The sequence below is a fragment of the Variovorax sp. YR566 genome (assembly GCF_051992195.1).
In the GTDB taxonomy this organism is placed as follows: domain Bacteria; phylum Pseudomonadota; class Gammaproteobacteria; order Burkholderiales; family Burkholderiaceae_C; genus Variovorax.
This window is the reverse complement of record NZ_CP197092.1, coordinates 3247347-3264926: the sequence shown is the minus strand read 5'-3', so window position 1 is coordinate 3264926 and position 17580 is coordinate 3247347. Positions and strand designations below refer to the sequence as shown.

At 67.1% G+C, this 17580-nt stretch carries 19 protein-coding genes; 10 read left to right on the top strand and 9 right to left on the bottom strand.

Annotated features, from left to right (window positions below; genetic code table 11):
* Window positions 1-22 precede the first annotated feature (22 nt).
* Both ACTG4X_RS15155 and ACTG4X_RS15150 read left to right on the top strand, forming a co-directional pair.
* Window positions 23-1282: an acyl-CoA dehydrogenase family protein gene (locus ACTG4X_RS15155; protein ID WP_440534191.1), complete on the top strand. Its 1260-nt coding sequence runs from the start codon at window positions 23-25 to the stop codon at window positions 1280-1282.
* 34 nt (window positions 1283-1316) lie between these two features.
* Entirely contained in the window at window positions 1317-1538 is a 222-nt protein-coding gene (locus tag ACTG4X_RS15150; RefSeq protein WP_093176691.1) for a hypothetical protein, read from the top strand.
* A gap of 10 nt (window positions 1539-1548) precedes the next feature.
* Here the strand turns inward: ACTG4X_RS15150 and ACTG4X_RS15145 are convergent, their stop codons facing one another.
* Both ACTG4X_RS15145 and ACTG4X_RS15140 read right to left on the bottom strand, forming a co-directional pair.
* Window positions 1549-1863, bottom strand: coding sequence for a hypothetical protein (locus tag ACTG4X_RS15145; protein ID WP_093052086.1), 315 nt, complete (start codon window positions 1861-1863; stop codon window positions 1549-1551).
* Between the two features lie 365 nt (window positions 1864-2228).
* Window positions 2229-3059, bottom strand: a complete 831-nt coding sequence (locus ACTG4X_RS15140) for a crotonase/enoyl-CoA hydratase family protein (RefSeq protein ID WP_440534190.1) — start codon at window positions 3057-3059, stop codon at window positions 2229-2231.
* Between the two features lie 93 nt (window positions 3060-3152).
* Between ACTG4X_RS15140 and ACTG4X_RS15135 the strand changes: the two genes are divergently transcribed.
* From ACTG4X_RS15135 to ACTG4X_RS15125, 3 genes are read left to right on the top strand one after another with little or no spacing between them, the layout of a single operon-like run.
* Window positions 3153-5021 carry a PhoX family protein gene (locus ACTG4X_RS15135; RefSeq protein ID WP_440534189.1) on the top strand — a complete coding sequence of 623 codons (1869 nt, stop codon included), beginning with the start codon at window positions 3153-3155 and terminating at the stop codon, window positions 5019-5021.
* A gap of 38 nt (window positions 5022-5059) precedes the next feature.
* Window positions 5060-5458, top strand: a complete 399-nt coding sequence (locus tag ACTG4X_RS15130) for a DUF488 domain-containing protein (protein WP_093176688.1) — start codon at window positions 5060-5062, stop codon at window positions 5456-5458.
* A gap of 22 nt (window positions 5459-5480) precedes the next feature.
* A complete protein-coding gene (locus ACTG4X_RS15125; RefSeq protein WP_307614549.1) occupies window positions 5481-5939 on the top strand; it encodes an Lrp/AsnC family transcriptional regulator in 459 nt (152 codons plus the stop codon).
* On the opposite strand, the gene ACTG4X_RS15120 is transcribed toward ACTG4X_RS15125, so the two are convergent.
* Window positions 5940-6842, bottom strand: coding sequence for an SDR family oxidoreductase (locus ACTG4X_RS15120; protein WP_093052098.1), 903 nt, complete (start codon window positions 6840-6842; stop codon window positions 5940-5942).
* A 152-nt stretch (window positions 6843-6994) separates the two neighbouring features.
* Between ACTG4X_RS15120 and ACTG4X_RS15115 the strand changes: the two genes are divergently transcribed.
* The gene (locus ACTG4X_RS15115) at window positions 6995-7867 is read left to right on the top strand and encodes a CoA transferase (RefSeq protein WP_440534188.1); all 873 of its coding nucleotides are present in this window, start codon (window positions 6995-6997) and stop codon (window positions 7865-7867) included.
* A gap of 4 nt (window positions 7868-7871) precedes the next feature.
* Here ACTG4X_RS15115 and ACTG4X_RS15110 read toward each other — a convergent pair whose 3' ends face one another.
* Window positions 7872-8786 (bottom strand): hypothetical protein, encoded by a 915-nt coding sequence (locus tag ACTG4X_RS15110; protein WP_440534187.1) that lies wholly within the window; start codon window positions 8784-8786, stop codon window positions 7872-7874.
* A gap of 149 nt (window positions 8787-8935) precedes the next feature.
* Here ACTG4X_RS15110 and ACTG4X_RS15105 point away from each other — a divergent pair, with 149 nt between their 5' ends.
* Window positions 8936-9316 carry a tautomerase family protein gene (locus ACTG4X_RS15105; protein ID WP_093176684.1) on the top strand — a complete coding sequence of 127 codons (381 nt, stop codon included), beginning with the start codon at window positions 8936-8938 and terminating at the stop codon, window positions 9314-9316.
* Between the two features lie 17 nt (window positions 9317-9333).
* Window positions 9334-9999: a DUF1294 domain-containing protein gene (locus tag ACTG4X_RS15100; protein ID WP_440534186.1), complete on the top strand. Its 666-nt coding sequence runs from the start codon at window positions 9334-9336 to the stop codon at window positions 9997-9999.
* A 3-nt stretch (window positions 10000-10002) separates the two neighbouring features.
* Here the strand turns inward: ACTG4X_RS15100 and ACTG4X_RS15095 are convergent, their stop codons facing one another.
* Window positions 10003-12405 (bottom strand): YgiQ family radical SAM protein, encoded by a 2403-nt coding sequence (locus ACTG4X_RS15095; protein WP_440534185.1) that lies wholly within the window; start codon window positions 12403-12405, stop codon window positions 10003-10005.
* A 140-nt stretch (window positions 12406-12545) separates the two neighbouring features.
* Here ACTG4X_RS15095 and ACTG4X_RS15090 point away from each other — a divergent pair, with 140 nt between their 5' ends.
* Window positions 12546-13502, top strand: a complete 957-nt coding sequence (locus tag ACTG4X_RS15090) for a bifunctional helix-turn-helix transcriptional regulator/GNAT family N-acetyltransferase (RefSeq protein ID WP_373423604.1) — start codon at window positions 12546-12548, stop codon at window positions 13500-13502.
* A 7-nt stretch (window positions 13503-13509) separates the two neighbouring features.
* Here the strand turns inward: ACTG4X_RS15090 and ACTG4X_RS15085 are convergent, their stop codons facing one another.
* The 4 genes from ACTG4X_RS15085 to ACTG4X_RS15070 all read right to left on the bottom strand — a co-directional run bounded on the left by ACTG4X_RS15085 (window position 13510) and on the right by ACTG4X_RS15070 (window position 16888).
* Window positions 13510-14292 carry a 3-hydroxybutyrate dehydrogenase gene (locus tag ACTG4X_RS15085; protein ID WP_440534184.1) on the bottom strand — a complete coding sequence of 261 codons (783 nt, stop codon included), beginning with the start codon at window positions 14290-14292 and terminating at the stop codon, window positions 13510-13512.
* A 47-nt stretch (window positions 14293-14339) separates the two neighbouring features.
* The gene (locus tag ACTG4X_RS15080; protein WP_093052120.1) at window positions 14340-15089 is read right to left on the bottom strand and encodes an acetoacetate decarboxylase; all 750 of its coding nucleotides are present in this window, start codon (window positions 15087-15089) and stop codon (window positions 14340-14342) included.
* 73 nt (window positions 15090-15162) lie between these two features.
* Window positions 15163-16374, bottom strand: a complete 1212-nt coding sequence (locus tag ACTG4X_RS15075; RefSeq protein WP_093052123.1) for a patatin-like phospholipase family protein — start codon at window positions 16372-16374, stop codon at window positions 15163-15165.
* 64 nt (window positions 16375-16438) lie between these two features.
* On the bottom strand, window positions 16439-16888 hold the full coding sequence (locus tag ACTG4X_RS15070) for a CHRD domain-containing protein (RefSeq protein ID WP_093052127.1): 450 nt from the start codon (window positions 16886-16888) through the stop codon (window positions 16439-16441).
* Between the two features lie 135 nt (window positions 16889-17023).
* Here ACTG4X_RS15070 and ACTG4X_RS15065 point away from each other — a divergent pair, with 135 nt between their 5' ends.
* The gene (locus ACTG4X_RS15065; protein WP_093078120.1) at window positions 17024-17575 is read left to right on the top strand and encodes a DUF924 family protein; all 552 of its coding nucleotides are present in this window, start codon (window positions 17024-17026) and stop codon (window positions 17573-17575) included.
* Window positions 17576-17580: the final 5 nt, after the last annotated feature.

The window sequence follows — 17580 nt, the reverse complement described above, 5'->3', positions numbered from 1 at the left end:
CTTCCGGGGCCGCCCAGCCTCCATGGAATCCATCCAAGCAACGACGCGGCCCGCAACGCACGTCCCAGGCGTGCAAGCGCCTTCCTCGCAGCAGCTCGCAGCCCGCTTCCGCCCCATCTTCCAGCGCATCGCCGAGCATGCGGCGCAGCGCGAGAACGAACGCGAGCTCGCCTACGAGCCCGTGGCCTGGCTCAACGCAGAGCGCTTCGGCGCGCTGCGTGTGCCGCTCGAACATGGCGGCCTGGGCGGCTCGGTCGAACAGCTCTACGACCTGCTCATCGAACTTGGCGAGGCCGACTCCAACCTGCCGCAGATCCTGCGCGCGCACTTCGGCTTCATCGAGCGGCTGTTCGCGGAGATCGACCCCGCCCTGCACGGCCCATGGATGCGCCTCGCGGCCGAGGGTGTGATCTTCGGCAACGCCACCACCGAGCTTGGCGAAGGCCCGCTCGGGGCACTGCAGACCACGCTGAAGCGCGACGGCGACGCGTGGCGGCTCGATGGCGACAAGTACTACAGCACCGGCACGCTGTACGCCGACTGGATCTCGGTTTCAGCCCAGCGCTTGAACGACGACGGCAGCAGCGATCGCGTGATTGCGCTCGTGCCGGCCGAAGCACAGGGCGTGGAGCGCGTGGACGACTGGCGCGGTTTCGGCCAGCGGCTGAGCGCATCGGGCACCACGCGCTTTCGCAACGTGCGGGTGAAAGCCGAGAACGTGCTGCTGTACGTGCGCGACCAGCCCACGCCGCTGACCGCGCATTTCCAGCTCACGCACCTCGCCACGCTGGCCGGCATTGCCCGCGCCATCGTGCGCGACGCCGTGGCCTTCGTGCAGCCGCGCAAGCGCGTCTACAGCCACGGCAGCGGCGACACGCCGCGCGAAGATCCGCTGGTGCAGCAGGTCATCGGCCAACTCGCGAGCACGGCGTTCATCGCGACCTCGACCGTGCAGGCCGTGGCGCGCGGGCTGGGCGAAGTCGACCGCTTCCGCCAACGCGGCGAAGCCGTGCCCGAAAGCCTGCTGTTCGAGGTAGAGCTGAACACCGCCAAGGCACAGGCCGGCATCGTTGATGCGGTGCTGCAGGCGGGCACGCGGCTGTTCGACATCGGCGGCGCCTCGGCGCTGCAGGAAGACCGACGGCTAGACCGGCACTGGCGCAATGCGCGCACGCTGGCGTCGCACAATCCGACCATCTACAAAGGGCGCGTGGTGGGCGACCATCTGCTCAACGGGGCAAGGCCGACTTTCTATTGGGCGGTGGGAAGCAGCAGCGCTTAAAGTCGCGGGTCTTTCACCGGACCCGTCTTCTTTCATGCGCCGATTGCTGCTCGCCCTTCTTCCCCTCGCCACCGTCATTGCCGGCTGTGCCACTCCCGTGACCGGCGTGGTGCGTCTCTACGACGGGATCCTTCGGGCGGCGAGTCCGCAGGAAGCGGAGGCCTACTGCCGCAAGGACGGAAACCCGATCCGCTTCCTGGAGCAGGCCGATGCGCCGAACACACCGGGCAGCGGCGTGCTCTTCAGGTGCGACTGAAGGGAGTGCGTCAGACGCGCGGAAGCGCCGCCAGGAAGGTGGACACGACAATCGCGGCGGCGCGGTCGAGCTGCAGGATGTCTCCCACTTCGAAAGCGTGCGGCGCTGTGCGTCCACTCGAACCGAGTGGTTTGCGGATCTCGACAAGAACTTCGGCCGCCAGCTCGCGGTCACTGCGCGGCTGGCCGTCGGGGTGCATCACCCATTCATCGACTTGATCGAATGGAATGCTGCGAAAGACCCCCACGATGGGGATGTACTTGTAGCGATCCTCGCCCACCAGAATGGGCACGCTGAGGTTGCAAAAAAACGTGGTCGTCGACATGCAGGATCGCCGTCGCTAAGCAAAGCTTTCAATTGTTAATGAGTGCGCTGTCAGGAGCCATCCTCCGCGGAAGCCATCAGAGAGGAAGACGTGACCTTCTGCACACAAATTGCCTCCATTCCCGTTCATTCTCCCTTTAAAACAACTACTTAATTCTTACACAAAGACACTTAAAAAGCACTTTGCATTCTTTTCGGCTGTTTGGGCGCGAGATTGAAGGGCCCGCCCACAGGCAAACGCGTGCTCGACTGCACCCGTAGAAGATGGGGTGCGAGGGTGCGCGAAGTTCGGCCCCGGCGGGCTGGGGGATTACCCGGCTGCCCGGGCACAAATGATGAGTCGCACGGGCCCGGGAGCCCGGCGGATCAGGCCGGAGCGCTGAAACGCGGCGCGCGCCGCTCGATGTTGGCCTTTACCGCTTCGACCTGGTTCGGGCTGCCGATCAGGGCCTTCTGCTCTACCGACTCGGCCAGCAGCATCTCGGCCGCGCTGTGCGATGCCGACGCGTTGAGCAGCCGCTTGCCGGCGCGGATCGCGTCGGGGCTCTTGCCGGCGATCTCGTGTGCCATCTGCAGCGCCTCGGCCAGCGGATCGGCTGCGACGCGGGTGGCGAAGCCGATGCGCAAGGCTTCCTCGCCCGAGAAGATGCGGCCCGTGAAGGTGAGTTCGCGCACCACGTCGCTGCGGGCGAGTTCGCGCATCAGCACCATGCCGGCCATGTCGGGCACCAGGCCCCACTTGATTTCCATCACCGAAAGCTTGGTGTCGGGCGCGACGATGCGGATGTCCGCACCCAACGCTACCTGCAAGCCGCCGCCGAAGGCCACGCCATGCACGGCGGCGATGACCGGCACCGGCACCTCGCGCCAGACCATCGCCACCTGCTGCGCGGCGTTCGAGATACCGTGCGTGCGCACCAGCAGGTCGGCGCCGGCAGCGCCCTCGCCCAGCACTCCGGAGCCCGCGCCTTGCTGCTGCATGCGCTCGAAAGACGCCATGTCGAGCCCCGCGCAGAAAGCCTTGCCGCGGCCCGAAATCACCACGGCCCGCACCGCCTTGTCGTCGCGCAGCGCCTCGCCGGCTTCGATCAGCGCGTCGAACATCGCGGGGTCGAGCGCGTTCATCTTGTCGGCGCGTGCGAGCTGCAGTTCCACCACGCCGTCGGCGTGGCGGGTCCATTCGATGCGGTCGGTCATTCGATGTCTCCTGGGCGGTTGCCGCGCCAGTATCGCCGGGTGCGGCGCCCGGCGATGATCGTGGCTGTCGCCTACACAACAACACCCACTGCCATGCCCCTGGATCGTCGTCACTTTCTTCTGCAATCGGGCTCCGCCGCTGCCGTGGTGGCGCTCTTCGGCCAGGGTTGCGCCGTGCCTTCCTCGCCCACGGGCCGCGGCAACGTGCTGGGTTTCACGGGCGTGCCGGCCTCGTTGCGCGACGGCATCGTCGTGCCGCCCGAATACGAGTGGCAATTGCTCTATCCCTGGGGCACGCCCACCGGCGTCGCGGGCAGCATGCCGGCCTTCGCGCCCGATGCCGGCAACAGCGCCGACGACCAGGCCGTGCAGGCCGGCATGCATCACGACGGCATGCACTTCTTCGCGCTCGACGCAAGCGGCGACCGCGGCCTGCTCGTAATGAACCACGAATACACCGACGAGCAACTGCTGCACACCGACGGCGTCAAGGCGTGGACCGCCGAGAAGGTGCGCAAGTCGCTGCACGCCATGGGTGTCTCGGTGATCGAGATCCGGTGCACCGGCCAGGGGTGGCAGCAGGTGCGGCCCTCGCCCTTTGCGCGTCGCGTGCACGGCAACACGCCGATGCGCATCACCGGCCCCGCCGCGGGCACGCCGCTGATGCGCACTGCCGCCAACCCGGCGGGCGACGCGGTGTTCGGCACCTTCGCCAACTGCGCAATGGGCGTCACGCCCTGGGGCACCTACCTCACCTGCGAGGAAAACTTCCATGGCTATTTCGGCGGCCCGAAGGAAGCGGCTCAGGGCGCAACGGCGGCGCAGCGCCGCTACGGCACGGTGGCCGGCTCGCAGTGGGTCGAGTACTGGCGCTTCGACGAGCGCTTCGACCTGAGCCGGCATCCGAACGAGCCGCACCGCTTCGGCTGGGTGGTCGAAATCGACCCCTTCGATCCGACCGCCGCGCCCATCAAGCGCACCGCACTCGGCCGCAAGCGGCAAGAGAGCGCCACCTGCACCGTCGCCAGGGACGGCCGGCTGGTGGTCTACATGGGCGACGACTCGCGCTTCGAATACATCTACAAGTTCATCAGCCGCGAGAAGGTGCGTCCCGGCACCGATGCCGCCGCTCGTGCCGCCAACCGCCACCTGCTGGACGACGGCACCCTCCACGTGGCGCGCTACGACGCCGGCGGCCGCGGCCGATGGCTCGAGCTCGTGCACGGCCGCGATGGCCTCGACGCGGCGCACGGCTTCGCCGACCAGGCCGAGGTGCTGATCCATGCGCGGCTGGCGGGCGACGTCGTAGGCGGCACGAAGATGGACCGCCCCGAGTGGATTGCCATCCACCCGCAAAGCGGCGAGGTCTACGTCACCCTCACCAACAACAGCCAGCGCGGCGACGCCGGCAAGCCCGCCCCCGACGCGGCCAACCCGCGTGCCAACAACCTCTTCGGCGGCATCCTGCGCTGGCGCGAGGACGGCGGCGACGCCGCCAGCACCGGCTTTGCCTGGGACCACTTCGCACTCGCCGGCGATCCGGCGCAGCCCGGCAGCGGCGCACGCTATCCGTCGGGCGATGCCGACATGTTCGGTGCTCCCGACGGCCTGCACTTCGACCGGGGTGGCCTGCTCTGGATCCAGACCGACCTGAGCGGCCAGGTGCTCGGCAAGCCGCCCTACACCTCGCTGGGCAACAACCAGATGCTGTGCGCCGACCCGGCTTCGGGCCGCATCAAGCGCTTTCTTACCGGGCCCAACGGCTGCGAGATCACGGGCTCCGTGGTCACGCCCGACCGGCACACGCTGTTCGTCAACATCCAGCATCCGGGCGAGGCGCGCGACGACGGCGACACCAGGCACAACAGCGCCTGGCCCGATGGCACCGAGCCGGGCAGCGCGCGGCCGCGCTCGGCAACGCTGGCAATACGCCGGCGCGACGGCGGTATCGTCGGCACCTGAGACATCGACTCAAAGCCCAAGGGAAAAGGAAGAACACCATGAGCATCCGCATCGTCCGCCTGGGCACCCCGCGTGCGCCCGGCGAAGGCCTGCGCGTCGGCACCGTGCGCCGTCCGCCGCGCGGCGTTCCGAAGACCGAGTTCGCCTCGCAGGACTGGTACGACGTGTGGTACCCGAACCTCGCGCCCTCCGTCGAGACGATGAAGCAGGCGCAGGAGGCCCAGAAAGCCGACTCGCCCGCGCAATGGAACGCCTTCGTGCGCAAGTTCAAGGCCGAGATGGCCGAGTCCGACGCGAGCCGCAGCCTCGACCTGCTGGCCGCGCTATCGCACAGCACGGCCCTGTCGGTGGGCTGCTACTGCGAGGACGAAGCGCACTGCCACCGCTCCGTGCTGCGCAGCCTGCTGGCCGAGCGCGGCGCAGACATTGCGGACTGAGCAAGGGCAAAGCGAACCTCGCATGAACATCGACAGGAAAGACCGGCAGATCCTCGAAGCGCTGCAGGCTGACGCGCGCCAGAGCCTGGCCGCGCTGGGCAAGCGCATCGGCCTCTCGCAGCCGGCCATGAGCGAGCGCGTGCGCAAGCTCGAAGAGGCCGGCGTGATCGAGGGCTACGGCGCGCGCGTCAACCTGCGCGCGCTGGGCGTGGGCCTGCAGGCCATCATCCGCATCGACACCACGCACGCGGGCATCGCCAAGTACCTGAAGCTGTTCGACGCCATGCCCGAGGTGCTGAGCGCCGACCGCGTGACCGGCGAAAGCTGCTTCATCGTGCGCTGCGCGATCGCCGAGCCGGCCGACCTGGAGCGCGTGGTGGACGCGCTGGCGGTCGACGGCTCGGTGACGACATCGCTGGTGCTGTCGAGCCCGGTGAACAAGCACGTCACCGTGCAGGCGGCCAGGACGCCAAAGAAGTAGTCAGCGCTGCGCCTTGTCCTTCTGGTTCTGCGCCTCGATGCGTTCGCGCGCGGCCAGCCAGTCGGCGTCGCTCCACTGGCGCAGCTCGTAGAAGTTGCCGCCGGTGGCCAGCGCATTGCCGCCGTCCATCATGATGCTCTGGCCCGTGAGCCAGTCGCACTGCCCCGGCGCCATCAGGAAGGACGCGAGGTTCTGCAGCTCGCTCATGCGGCCGGTGCGCGCCATCGGGTTGCTCTGCTTGCTGCGTGCGCCGGGCTCCTCGCCAGGGTTCAGGCGCTTGCTCATGCCCTCGGTCGGAATCTCGCCGGGGCCGACGGCATTCAGGCGGATGCCGTGGCGCGCCCACTCCACCGCGAGCGACTTGGTCATCACCTCGATGCCGGCCTTGCTCATGGCCGAGGGCACGACGTAGGGGCTGCCGTTGTCGACCCAGGTGACGATGATGCTCATCACGCTGCGGAAGGCATCGCCCTGCTTCCACTGGCCCGACTTGGCCTGGGCCACCCAGCGCTTGCCCACGGCCTGCGTCACGTAGAAGCTGCCGTGGAACACGATGTTGGCGATGGCGTCGAAGGCGCGCGGCGAGAGGTTTTCGGTCGGAGAGACGAAGTTGCCCGCCGCGTTGTTGACGAGCCCCGTGAGGCCGCCGCTCTGGAACAGGCTCTCGACCATCTCGTCGACCTGCTGCGCGATGCGGATGTCCACGCCGAAGGTGTCGATGCGCCGGCCCGGGAACTGCTGCCGCCATTCGGCCGCGGTTTCTTCGCAGACCGACTGGCGCCGGCCGCAGATGGCCACGTCGGCGCCAAGGCTCAGGAAGCGCTCGGCCATCGCGCGGCCGAGGCCCGTGCCGCCGCCGGTCACGAGGATGCGCTGGCCGTTCATCAGGGAAGCTTCGAACATGTTTCGTCTCCTTGGTCGTTGCGGCAGCGGCAAGGACGAGCGCTGCCATGGCGCATGCTACGCGCGCCGCCTCGATGGCGGCTTGCGGAATCTGGCTTCCCGTGCCGCACGGGTGAGAATGGCTGCTGGCCTGTTTTCCGGATCGACGCCTCATGTCCAGCCCCACCCAAGATTCCTTCCAGCCGCTCGAAGGCGTGCGCGTGCTGAGCCTTGCGCTCAACCTGCCCGGGCCGGCCGCGCTGCTGCGCTGCCGCGGAATGGGCGCCACCTGCCTGAAGCTCGAGCCGCCGGGCGGCGACCCGATGGCGCTCTACAACAAGCCCGCGTATGCCGCACTGCACGAAGGCATCGCCATCGAAACGGCCGACCTGAAGACGGACGCGGGCCAGCAGCAACTGCACGCCGAACTCACGAAGACGGACGTGCTGCTCACCTCGTTCCGCCCTTCCGCGCTGCGCAAGCTCGGCCTCGATTGGCCTGCGCTGCAGGCGCGCCATCCGTCGCTGTCGCAAGTGGCCATCGTCGGCGCGCCGGGCGAACGCGCCGAGGAGCCGGGCCATGACCTGACCTATCTCGCCGAAAGCGGACTGGTCACCGGCACCGAACTGCCGCCGACGCTCTACGCCGACATGGGCGGCGCACTGCTCGCAAGCGAAGCGGTGCTGAAGGCCATGCTGCTGCAGTCACGCAAGGCGGGCGGCGTGTACCTCGAAGTGGCGCTGAACGCCTCGGCCGACTGGCTCGCCCTCCCCCGCACCTGGGGGCTGACGCAACCCTCGGGCACGGTCGGCGGCGCGCATGCCGGCTACCGCGTCTACCCCTGCGCCGATGGCCGCGTGGCCGTTGCCGCGCTGGAGCCGCATTTCGCCAGCCGGCTCTGCGAGGCGGCGCAGATCGACTCGCGCGACATGCTGGCGCCGGCCACGCACGAAGCGCTGGCCGCATGGCTGGCGACGCGCACGCGCGCCGAACTCGAAGCCATGGGTCGCGAGCGCGACGTGCCGCTGCTCACGCTGGCCAGCTGATTCATCAGCGACTGGCGCCCTCGCGCTGCCGGTCTTCGCGCTTGAGCGCGAGGTAAGTGTCGAGATCGACTTCGTGCAGCTGGCGCGGGTACTGCTCGGCCGCCGCGAACCAGCGACGCTGACGACGGTCGGCCTGCTCCGGCCCCGGCGCCGAGAGGTAGGCATCCAGCGTCAGGAAGTAGCGCATCGCATTGCGCTCCACCAGCCCGCGCAGGCCGCGGATGTAGTCGGGCTGGCCTTCCGGCGTCTTGCCCAGCACGGTAAAGCCCACCTTGTCGCTGCCGAAGGTCGCCAGGTAGGCCATGGTGCCCAGCCGCACCATGGTGTTGTGGTCATAGCTGTAGCTGAAGTGCAGGAAGCTCTTGCGCTCGTCGAGCGCCACGGCCTCCAGCGTGACGCGATAGTTGCTGGTGCCCAGCGGCCCGCTCTCGGCCGACAACTCGACCATCAGGTGCTCTGGCGTGGCACTGGCGACCCGGTAGACGAACGGCAGCTCGAAGGCCTGGTCGATGGGCTTGTCATAGCGCCGCACCACGTAGAGCGTCAGCATCTCGCGTCCCTGCGGGCCGCTGGCCGTGCTGCAGCGCCGGTTGTTGATGTGCAGGGTCAGCACCTCGCACCAGTGGGCCGACCCCTTCAGCGCGGTGCCGATTTCCGCGAGCGGATGCTCGACCACGGCGTAGACGTCGCCCTGCAGGCCATCGGCCGTCTCCATGGAATCGAGCTGCACGGGCCGCCCGAAGCTGCTCTTGTCGAGCTTGTCGCTCAAGCGCTGGTGCGTGGCGCGCAGCGCCTGGGCGGAAGAATTCTCCGGTGCGGCGGCAAGCGCCTGTTGCGCCGAGGCTGCGAGCAGTAGCAGCAGCGCTCCCGCCAGGGTGCGCATCGTCCATGAAGCCGACGGGTAGTACGAACTGCTCATGGACCACACCATACAGCGGACCGCCCCACCCTCGCCTTCAGTCGGACTGCGTGGGCTTGCTGCGCCGCACCAACAGCGGCATTGCGCCCGCCATGGCCGATCGATACGGGATGTACCTTAGGCTTCCACTCTTTTTCGAGGAACCACAGATGCCACTCGTCCGGATCGATCTTTCCAATGACAGCCCCGAGACCCTGGGTCCGGCCATCGGGGATCTCATTTATCAGGCCATGCGGGACACCATCAACGTGCCGGAAGACGACAAGTTCCAGGTCATCACGCGGCACGATGCACGCGAGCTGGTCCATCCGGCAAGCTACCTCGGTGTTGTCTACTCGCCGGGCTTCGTGCTGATCCAGATCACGCTGAATCACGGAAGAACGACGGAGATGAAGAAAGCCTTCTACAAGCGCGTGGCCGATGACCTGCACGCCCGGCTGGGCATCCGGCGCGAGGATGTCTTCATCAACCTCGTCGAGGTGGCGAAGGAGAACTGGTCGTTCGGAAATGGCGAGATGCAGTACGCATAGCGGCGAGAATCCCGCCGATGAAACGCCAGGGCACGCTAGTTCGATGGGAAAAGGACCGGGGCTTCGGCTTCATCCGCTGCCCCGAAATCTCCGCCGATGTGTTCGTGCACCTGCGCGACTTCACCGACCGGGGCACCGCGCCGCAAGTCGGCATGAGGGTGAACTTCGAGGAGATCCATGTGGGCGGCAAGGGGCCGCGTGCGATGTCGGTGCAGGCAGCCGGTGCGGCGCGGCAGCCGCAATCACAACCGCAGCGGAGGTCCGCGCCGCCTCGCCGGCAACCTGATCGCTCGGTGCGTTCCTCGGCCTCTTCTTCGTCCCCTTTGCCGATGGTTCTTCTGCTCGTGGCATACGGCGCGCTGCTCGGCTATGGCGTTTGGACCACACGCCTTCCGCCGATCGCGCTCGGCGTATTGGCGCTGCTCAGCCTGCTGACTTTCTTCATCTACGGCTTCGACAAGAACGCAGCCGAAACAGGCCGCTGGCGCACCGCGGAGAACACGCTGCACCTGCTCTCGCTGATCGGGGGTTGGCCGGGCGCCTGGGTCGCGCAGCGGCTGTTTCGCCACAAGGTGCGCAAGGCGAGCTTCATGGCGGGCTACTGGGCCACGGTGCTGGCACACATGGCAGCCATGGTTGCCTGGGTCGGCAAGCTGCTGCCAGCGGGCCTGCTGGCGTTCTGAAGCTCAGCGCGGCTTGCGGATGCTGCCGCGCACCGGGCCGGCAGCCTTGCGCGGCGCCGCGGCCGAACCGTTGTCGCGCGGCGGCAGGCCGGTGTGCTGCGTGAGGATGCGGCCCTTCGAGGGCTTCACCGGCGCCAGCTTGACCGGCGCGGACTTGTTGACCGCCGGAGCGACGGTCGAGTTCTTGCGACGCGCGCTCGTGTAGCCGCCGTCGGTCAGCGGCTGCCACGTCGGGATGAGGTGGTGCTTGCCGTTGCCGATCAGGTCGGCGCGGCCCATGCTCTTGAGCGCCTCGCGCAGCAGCGGCCAGTTGTTGGCGTCGTGGTAGCGCAGGAAGGCCTTGTGCAGGCGGCGGCGCTTGTCGCCGCGCACGATGTCCACCGTTTCGCTCTCGCGCGTGATCTTGCGCAGCGGGTTCTTGTTGGTGTGGTACATCGTCGTGGCCGTGGCCATCGGGCTCGGGTAGAACGTTTGCACCTGGTCGGCGCGAAAGCCGTTCTTCTTGAGCCAGATCGCAAGGTTCATCATGTCTTCGTCGCTGGTGCCCGGATGCGCGGCAATGAAGTACGGAATCAGGTACTGCTTCTTGCCCGCCTCGGCCGAGTACTTCTCGAACATCTGCTTGAACTTGTCATAGCTGCCGATGCCGGGCTTCATCATCTTCGTGAGCGGACCCTGCTCGGTGTGCTCGGGCGCGATCTTCAGGTAGCCGCCAACGTGGTGCTGCACCAGCTCTTTCACGTACTCCGGCGACTGCACGGCCAGGTCGTAGCGCAGGCCCGAGCCGATGAGAATTTTCTTGATGCCCTTCAATGCACGCGCCCGACGGTAGATCTTGATCAGCGGGTCGTGATTGGTGTTGAGGTTCGGGCAGATGCCCGGGTACACGCAGCTGGGCTTGCGGCAGGCCGATTCGATCTCGGGCGACTTGCAGCCGATGCGGTACATGTTGGCCGTGGGGCCGCCGAGGTCGGAGATGGTGCCGGTGAAGCCCTTCACCGAATCGCGGATGGCCTCGACCTCCTTGATGATCGAATCTTCCGAGCGGCTCTGGATGATGCGGCCCTCATGCTCGGTGATCGAGCAGAAGGTGCAGCCGCCGAAGCAGCCGCGCATGATGTTCACGCTGAAGCGGATCATTTCCCACGCGGGGATCTTGGTCGCGCCGTCGTGGCTGCCGTTCTCGTCGGCGTAGCGCGGATGCGGGCTGCGAGCGTACGGCAGGTCGAACACGTGGTCCATCTCGGCCGTGGTGAGCGGAATGGGCGGCGGGTTGATCCACACGTCGCGCGCAGTGGCGCCTTCGCCGTGCGCCTGCACCAGCGCGCGGGCGTTGCCCGGGTTGGTTTCGAGATGCAGCACGCGGTTGGCGTGCGCGTAGAGCACCGGGTCGCTGCGCACCTGCTCGTAGGCCGGCAGGCGGATCACCGAACGGTCGCGCGGCGGAACGGCGATCTTGCCGCGGGGCTGCAGCGCCAGGTTGGGCACGAAGTTCAGCGGCTTGATGGCTGGGTTGACCACCGAGCCGGCGGCCGACCCAGCGGCTTCGGCCGCCTTGGCAACGGCGTCAGCCTCGTCTTCCTTCGCGCAGGTGGCGCCGTTGGCCTTGGCCTGGTCGGACACCATCAGGTAGGGGTTGACGTGCGCCTCGACGCGGCCGGGTTCGTCCACGCTGGTGGAGTTGATCTCGAACCAGCCCTCGGGCGTTTCGCGCCGCACATAGGCGGTGCCGCGCACGTCGGTGATCTGCTGCACCGGCTCCTTGGCGGCCAGGCGGTGCGCGATCTCGACGATGGCGCGCTCGGCGTTGCCGTACAGCAGCAGGTCGCACTTCGAGTCGACGACGATGGAGCGGCGCACCTTGTCCGACCAGTAGTCGTAGTGGGCGATGCGGCGCAGGCTGCCTTCGATGCCGCCGAGGATGATCGGCACGTCGTTCCAGGCTTCCTTGCAGCGCTGCGAATACACGATGGCCGCGCGGTCGGGGCGCGAGCCGCCGACGTCGCCGGGGGTGTAGGCGTCGTCGCTGCGGATCTTCCGGTCGGCCGTGTAGCGGTTGATCATCGAATCCATGTTGCCGGCAGTCACGCCGAAGAACAGGTTCGGTTTGCCCAGCGCTTTGAAGGGTTCGGCGCTCTGCCAGTCGGGCTGCGCGATGATGCCGACGCGAAAGCCCTGCGCCTCCAGCATGCGGCCGATGACCGACATGCCGAAGCTGGGGTGGTCGACGTAGGCGTCGCCCGTGACCACGATGATGTCGCAGCTGTCCCAGCCGAGCGCTTCCATTTCCTTGCGCGAAGTCGGCAGGAACTTGGCCGTGCCGAAACGGGCCGCCCAGTACTTGCGGTAGCTGGTCAGCGGCTTGGCGGCGCGCGCGAAAAAGGAGACGTCGACGGGGGCGTTCATCGGTGGGAGTAGACAGCGCCGTGGGAGCGCCGTTGTGGGCAACCCTCGATTTTAGGGTTTTCCATCATGTCTGTCGCGGCAAACATCCTGTGACCGGGCCCCTTCGGTGCCTCTATTGATTGCCAAAGTCAACCTTCTACATGACAATAGCAACCATGTCAGCGACTTTACCCAACATCGACCCCGCCGCCGTCAAGGCGATCCGCCAATTCAACCGCTTCTACACCCGCCGCATCGGCGCCCTCGACCCCTACCTCGGCAGCGCCATGTCGTTGACCGACGTGCGCGTGCTGTACGAGCTGGCGCACCGCGAGGTGGCGGTCGCGAGCGAAATCGGGCGCGACCTCGGGCTCGACGCGGGCTACATGAGCCGCATCCTGCGCCGCTTCGAAAACGAAGGCTGGCTCACGCGCGAGCCGCATCCGCGCGATGCGCGCCAGAGCGTCCTGCGCCTGACCGAGGCCGGCCACGCCGCATTCGCGCCGCTGCAACAGAAATCGCGTGAAGAAGCCACCGCCCTGCTCGCCTCGCTCGCGCCACCTCAGCGCCAGCAGCTGGTGCAGGCCATGGGCACGGTGCAGTCGCTGCTCGACCCCGAAGCCGCCCCGGCCAAGACCCAGGCCGCCATCCTGCGCGACCCGGCACCCGGCGACATCGGCTGGGTGGTGCAGCAGCACGGCGAGATCTATGCGCGCGAGTACGGCTGGAACAGCACCTTCGAGGCGCTGGTGGCCGGCATCGCGGGTGAATTCCTGCTCAAGTTCCAGCCCGAGTGGGAGCGCTGCTGGATCGCCGAGCTCAACGGCGAGCGGGTGGGCGCGATCTTCGTGGTGCGCAAGTCGGCCGCGGTGGCGCAGCTGCGCCTGCTGATCCTCGCGCCCGCCGCGCGCGGGCTCGGCCTGGGCGGCAAGCTGGTGGACGAATGCATCGCCTTCGCGCGCCTCAAGGGCTACAAGAAGATGGTGCTGTGGACCAACAGCTGCCTGGTGGCCGCACGCGGCATTTACGCCAAGCGCGGCTTCCAGCTCACCAAGTCGGAGCCGCACGAGGGCTACGGCTCGCCACAGGTCGGTGAAACCTGGGAGTTGAAGCTGTAGCGTCTGCTTATTGCATGAACCAGCCGTGGCTCACCACCAGCGACTGGCCGGTGAGTGCATTGGTCGGGAAGCCCGCGAACAGCAGCGCGACGCGCGCCACGTCTTCCGTGGTCGTGAATTCGCCGTCGACCGTTTCCTTCAGCATCACGTTCTTGATGACTTCCTGCTCGCTGATGCCCAGGGTCTTGGCCTGCTCGGGAATCTGCTTTTCGACGAGCGGCGTGCGAACGAAGCCCGGGCAGATCACGTTGGCACGCACGCCGTGCTTGGCGCCTTCCTTCGCAACCGTCTTGGCCAGGCCGATGAGACCGTGCTTGGCGGTGACGTAAGGAGCCTTCAGCAGCGAGGCTTCCTTCGAGTGCACCGAGCCCATGTAGATCACGCTGCCGCCGCGACCTTGTGCATACATGTGCTTCAGGCAAGCTTTCGTGGTGAGGAAGGCGCCGTCGAGGTGAATGGCGAGCATCTTCTTCCAGTCGGCGAAGCTGAACTCTTCCACCGGGTGAACGATCTGGATGCCGGCGTTGCTGATGAGGATGTCGATGCCGCCGAAGGCCGCAGCGCCCTCTTCGACCGAGGCGTTGACCTGGTCTTCGTTCGTCACGTCGACACCTACGCCGATGGCCTGTGCGCCCGTGGCCTTGAGCTCGGCCGCGGTGGCGTTGGCCGCTTCCTTGTTGAGGTCGGCAATGATGATCTTGGCGCCCTCCTGCGCGAACAGGATGGCGATTTCCTTGCCGATGCCGCTGGCCGAGCCAGTGATGTAGGCGACCTTGTCCTTGAGTTGCATGGTGATGTTCCTTGGTAAGAGTCGGGTTTGAAAAGGGGCAGCAAGAATCAGGCGAGATAGTCGTGCTCGACCGTGCCGAGTGCGAGCGTCATGTCCGCGATGTAGTGCACGGCCGATTCGACCTTGAGCACCGGCAGGTCGGCCACGGGCGCCAGCGCATGCGGGTGCAGTTCGAGCGAGCCGGGCCCGCCCCATGCGCCGTGCAGCGTGACGTCGACCATGTGATAGCGCACCAGTTCGCAGATGCGCGCCGTGCCGTCGACGTGCGGAATGATCTTGAGCAGAAAGTTCGGCTGCGCGATGCCCGCGAGGATGGGCTCCGGGTCGAGCGCGCGGTGCTTGAAGCCCATCGTGGCCTTGGCGACGCGCACCTTGCCGTAGTCGAGCGTGCCGACCACCACGTCGGTCTCGTAGTCGAGCACCGGCGAGGCGAGCTTCTTCGGAAAGCCCCAGAGCTCGCGGCCGCCGGCAATGGGCGGATGGTCGTTGAGGTACATCGCGTGCACGTACGCGCCCTTCTCCACGCCCCTGGCGGTGCGCAGCTGCACCGGAATGACCTGGCCCGACTCGGTGTAGTCGCCGAAGCCGGTGGAGTCGGGCATGCGGATGAATTCGTACTTGACCAGCGGCTCGACCACTTCGAGCGGCTCGGGCACCACGGCGCGCAGGGCGTCCATGTCGGTGCGGTACGTGAGGATGAGAAATTCGCGCCGCACAAAGCGGTACGGACCGGGCGGAAAGGCGGGATTGGTCAGCGGCATCGCGAATGCCGTTCGTCGCACATCTTCAATGTTCATGAAAACATTTCCTCCTGTTGAAGTGACGGCCCAGTCTCGCGCTGGTTTCTTAGTTGAGGCTGAATCGTCCGTGTCAGCGCGACAGGCCCGGCCGCTTGACGCGCCCCGAGCCGTGCTCGCCAAGGTCGAAAGTGGTCACACCGTTGACGGTTGCATCGGCGCGCAGCGTCTCGGGGTGGGCCAGCGTGTTGCGCATGTCGCGCGCGCCCGAATCCCAGTGCTCTTCAACGGCGGCGCGCGAGAACTCGTAGTCCTTGGACTCCAACTCGTAGGGCTTGTCGCGGTAGATCAGGTGGAAGATGTCTATGGGCTCGTGCGTGAGCTGCGACTGCACCGCGAGCACGCTCGGGTCGTTGCGCAGGCCTGCCGGCAGCTTGGAGATCAGGTCGGCAATCGCCTGCTGCAGGTTCATGTTGGCGGCCAGCGCATCGGTGTTCATGCGGGTGCGGCTCGAGTAGGTGATGTCCTTCTGCCGCTCCATCACGCCCGCCATGGTGCGCGGCATCTCGCCGCGCGCATTGAACAGGTCGACCTGCAGCACCACCAGCGGCTCGCTGCGCGGATGCGTGTCGAGCACGTACTGCAGCGGCGTGTTCGACACGATGCCGCCGTCCCAGTAGTCATCGCCATCGATGCTGATTGGCGCGAAGCCCGGCGGCAGCGCGCCGCTGGCCATGATGTGCTCGGGCCCGATGAGCTGGCGCGTGTTATCGAAATACACCGAGTTGCCGGTGCGCACATTGACCGCACCCACGCTGAAGCGCGCCTCGCAGGCATTGATGCGGTCGAAGTCGACGAGGCGCTCCAGAGTGGACTTGAGCGCGGAGGTGTCGTAATAGCTCAGCAGCGGCGCCGCCCCGCCCATCAGGAAGGCCGGCGAGTACCGCGGCTCGAAGAAGCCCGGAATGCCCACCAGCGAGGCCATGGTGGCGCTGTACTGGTTCTGCAGGGCCCGGTCGCCCAGCCAAGAAGGCAGGCGCTGCGAGGGGCCCGAAGACACAAGGTGCCAGAACTCGCGCAGCCGGTCGACGCGCGTTTCCGGTGCATTGCCCGCAATCAGTGCCGCGTTGATGGCGCCGATGGAGACGCCGGCAATCCAGTGCGGCTGCAGCTCGGTTTCGCTGAGCGCCGCATACACGCCGGCCTGGTAGGCGCCGAGCGCGCCCCCACCCTGCAGCACCAGCGCCTTGCGGGCGGTGCGCATGTCTTCGCGGCGCGAAGCAAAAGGGTTGAGGGGCTTGGAGGAGGCGGCACGGGGTTTCTTCTTCGGTGGTGTCGTCGTCATGCGTTCATTTGACACCAGCCCCGCGACACCAACCTGACCAGGGGTTGTTGCCCCCGGGACGATGTCACATCTTCGGCAGCATCTGTCCGCGGATCTCGCCGCCCGGGTTGGCGGCGGTGTGCACATTGGCGTACCACTTGCCCGCGGACAGGTCGGCGGCCTGTGCCGGCGTGAGCGTGGCCTGGCCTTCGATCGGGCTCGCCGGGTTGGCAAAGGGCAGCACCACGCCCGCATTGGCGCCCGCGGCGGCCGGGCCGTGGAAGTGCGCCATGGTGGCCGGGCCGCTCAGGCCGGTGTAGGTGATCTTGTACTTGAGCACGTTGGTGTCGCGGTCGAGCCAGGCCTCGGCCATGCCGCTGCCGCGCGTCATGTTGGGCGGGACTTCGCTGGCTGCGTTCATCGCGCCGCTGAAGCTCGCGACGTTCGACTTCGACATCATTCCGCAGCCGACCAGCGCGGCACTGGCCACCCCAGTGATGAGGGCTGCGCGCAAAAGGGTGCCATATTTGGTCATGAGCTTGATCTCCTGAGTTATGAAAGCCTCCACAGCATAGGCAGCACGGCGGGCTTGGCTTGTCGGCCACCACCCCGACTTTGACGGCCGCCCAACGGCTGAAAAAGGGCTGAAAGGCTGAAAGAAAATGCAACGATGACTTTCAACGCCCTCCCCACCGCCCGCGACGTGGTCGATTTCTGGCGCGAAGCCGGCCCGGACCGCTGGTTTGCCAAGAACGACGCCTTCGACGCCGACTTCGCCGCCCGCTTCTCGCACGCCCATCAGGCCGCAGCCCGTGGCGAACTCGACCACTGGACATCCGATGCCGAAGGCGCCCTGGCCTTGCTGGTGCTGTTCGACCAGTTTCCCCGCAACACCTGGCGCGGCAGCCCGCACATGCTGGCCACCGACGGCAAGGCGCTGGCCGTGGCGAAGCAGGCAGTCGAATCAGGCTTCGACCTGCAGTGCGAACCGGTGCTGCGACGTTTCTTCTACCTGCCCTTCATGCATTCCGAAGTGCTGGCCGAGCAGGAGCGCTCGGTCGAACTCAACGCGGCGCTCGACGCCAATACGCAGCGCTACGCGGTGCTGCACCGGGACATCATTGCGCGCTTCGGCCGCTTTCCGCACCGCAACAGGATGATGGGGCGCAGCACCACGGCGGAAGAGCAGAAGTACCTCGACGAAGGCGGCTTCGCCGGCTGAAGCGA

Coding starts and splice junctions, on each gene's coding strand:
- ACTG4X_RS15155 (WP_440534191.1), top strand. CDS start 23: ATGGAATCCATCCAAGCAACGACGCGGCCCGCAACGCACGTCCCAGGC.
- ACTG4X_RS15150 (WP_093176691.1), top strand. CDS start 1,317: ATGCGCCGATTGCTGCTCGCCCTTCTTCCCCTCGCCACCGTCATTGCC.
- ACTG4X_RS15145 (WP_093052086.1), bottom strand. CDS start 1,863: ATGTCGACGACCACGTTTTTTTGCAACCTCAGCGTGCCCATTCTGGTG.
- ACTG4X_RS15140 (WP_440534190.1), bottom strand. CDS start 3,059: ATGACCGACCGCATCGAATGGACCCGCCACGCCGACGGCGTGGTGGAA.
- ACTG4X_RS15135 (WP_440534189.1), top strand. CDS start 3,153: ATGCCCCTGGATCGTCGTCACTTTCTTCTGCAATCGGGCTCCGCCGCT.
- ACTG4X_RS15130 (WP_093176688.1), top strand. CDS start 5,060: ATGAGCATCCGCATCGTCCGCCTGGGCACCCCGCGTGCGCCCGGCGAA.
- ACTG4X_RS15125 (WP_307614549.1), top strand. CDS start 5,481: ATGAACATCGACAGGAAAGACCGGCAGATCCTCGAAGCGCTGCAGGCT.
- ACTG4X_RS15120 (WP_093052098.1), bottom strand. CDS start 6,842: ATGTTCGAAGCTTCCCTGATGAACGGCCAGCGCATCCTCGTGACCGGC.
- ACTG4X_RS15115 (WP_440534188.1), top strand. CDS start 6,995: ATGTCCAGCCCCACCCAAGATTCCTTCCAGCCGCTCGAAGGCGTGCGC.
- ACTG4X_RS15110 (WP_440534187.1), bottom strand. CDS start 8,786: ATGAGCAGTTCGTACTACCCGTCGGCTTCATGGACGATGCGCACCCTG.
- ACTG4X_RS15105 (WP_093176684.1), top strand. CDS start 8,936: ATGCCACTCGTCCGGATCGATCTTTCCAATGACAGCCCCGAGACCCTG.
- ACTG4X_RS15100 (WP_440534186.1), top strand. CDS start 9,334: ATGAAACGCCAGGGCACGCTAGTTCGATGGGAAAAGGACCGGGGCTTC.
- ACTG4X_RS15095 (WP_440534185.1), bottom strand. CDS start 12,405: ATGAACGCCCCCGTCGACGTCTCCTTTTTCGCGCGCGCCGCCAAGCCG.
- ACTG4X_RS15090 (WP_373423604.1), top strand. CDS start 12,546: ATGACAATAGCAACCATGTCAGCGACTTTACCCAACATCGACCCCGCC.
- ACTG4X_RS15085 (WP_440534184.1), bottom strand. CDS start 14,292: ATGCAACTCAAGGACAAGGTCGCCTACATCACTGGCTCGGCCAGCGGC.
- ACTG4X_RS15080 (WP_093052120.1), bottom strand. CDS start 15,089: ATGAACATTGAAGATGTGCGACGAACGGCATTCGCGATGCCGCTGACC.
- ACTG4X_RS15075 (WP_093052123.1), bottom strand. CDS start 16,374: ATGACGACGACACCACCGAAGAAGAAACCCCGTGCCGCCTCCTCCAAG.
- ACTG4X_RS15070 (WP_093052127.1), bottom strand. CDS start 16,888: ATGACCAAATATGGCACCCTTTTGCGCGCAGCCCTCATCACTGGGGTG.
- ACTG4X_RS15065 (WP_093078120.1), top strand. CDS start 17,024: ATGACTTTCAACGCCCTCCCCACCGCCCGCGACGTGGTCGATTTCTGG.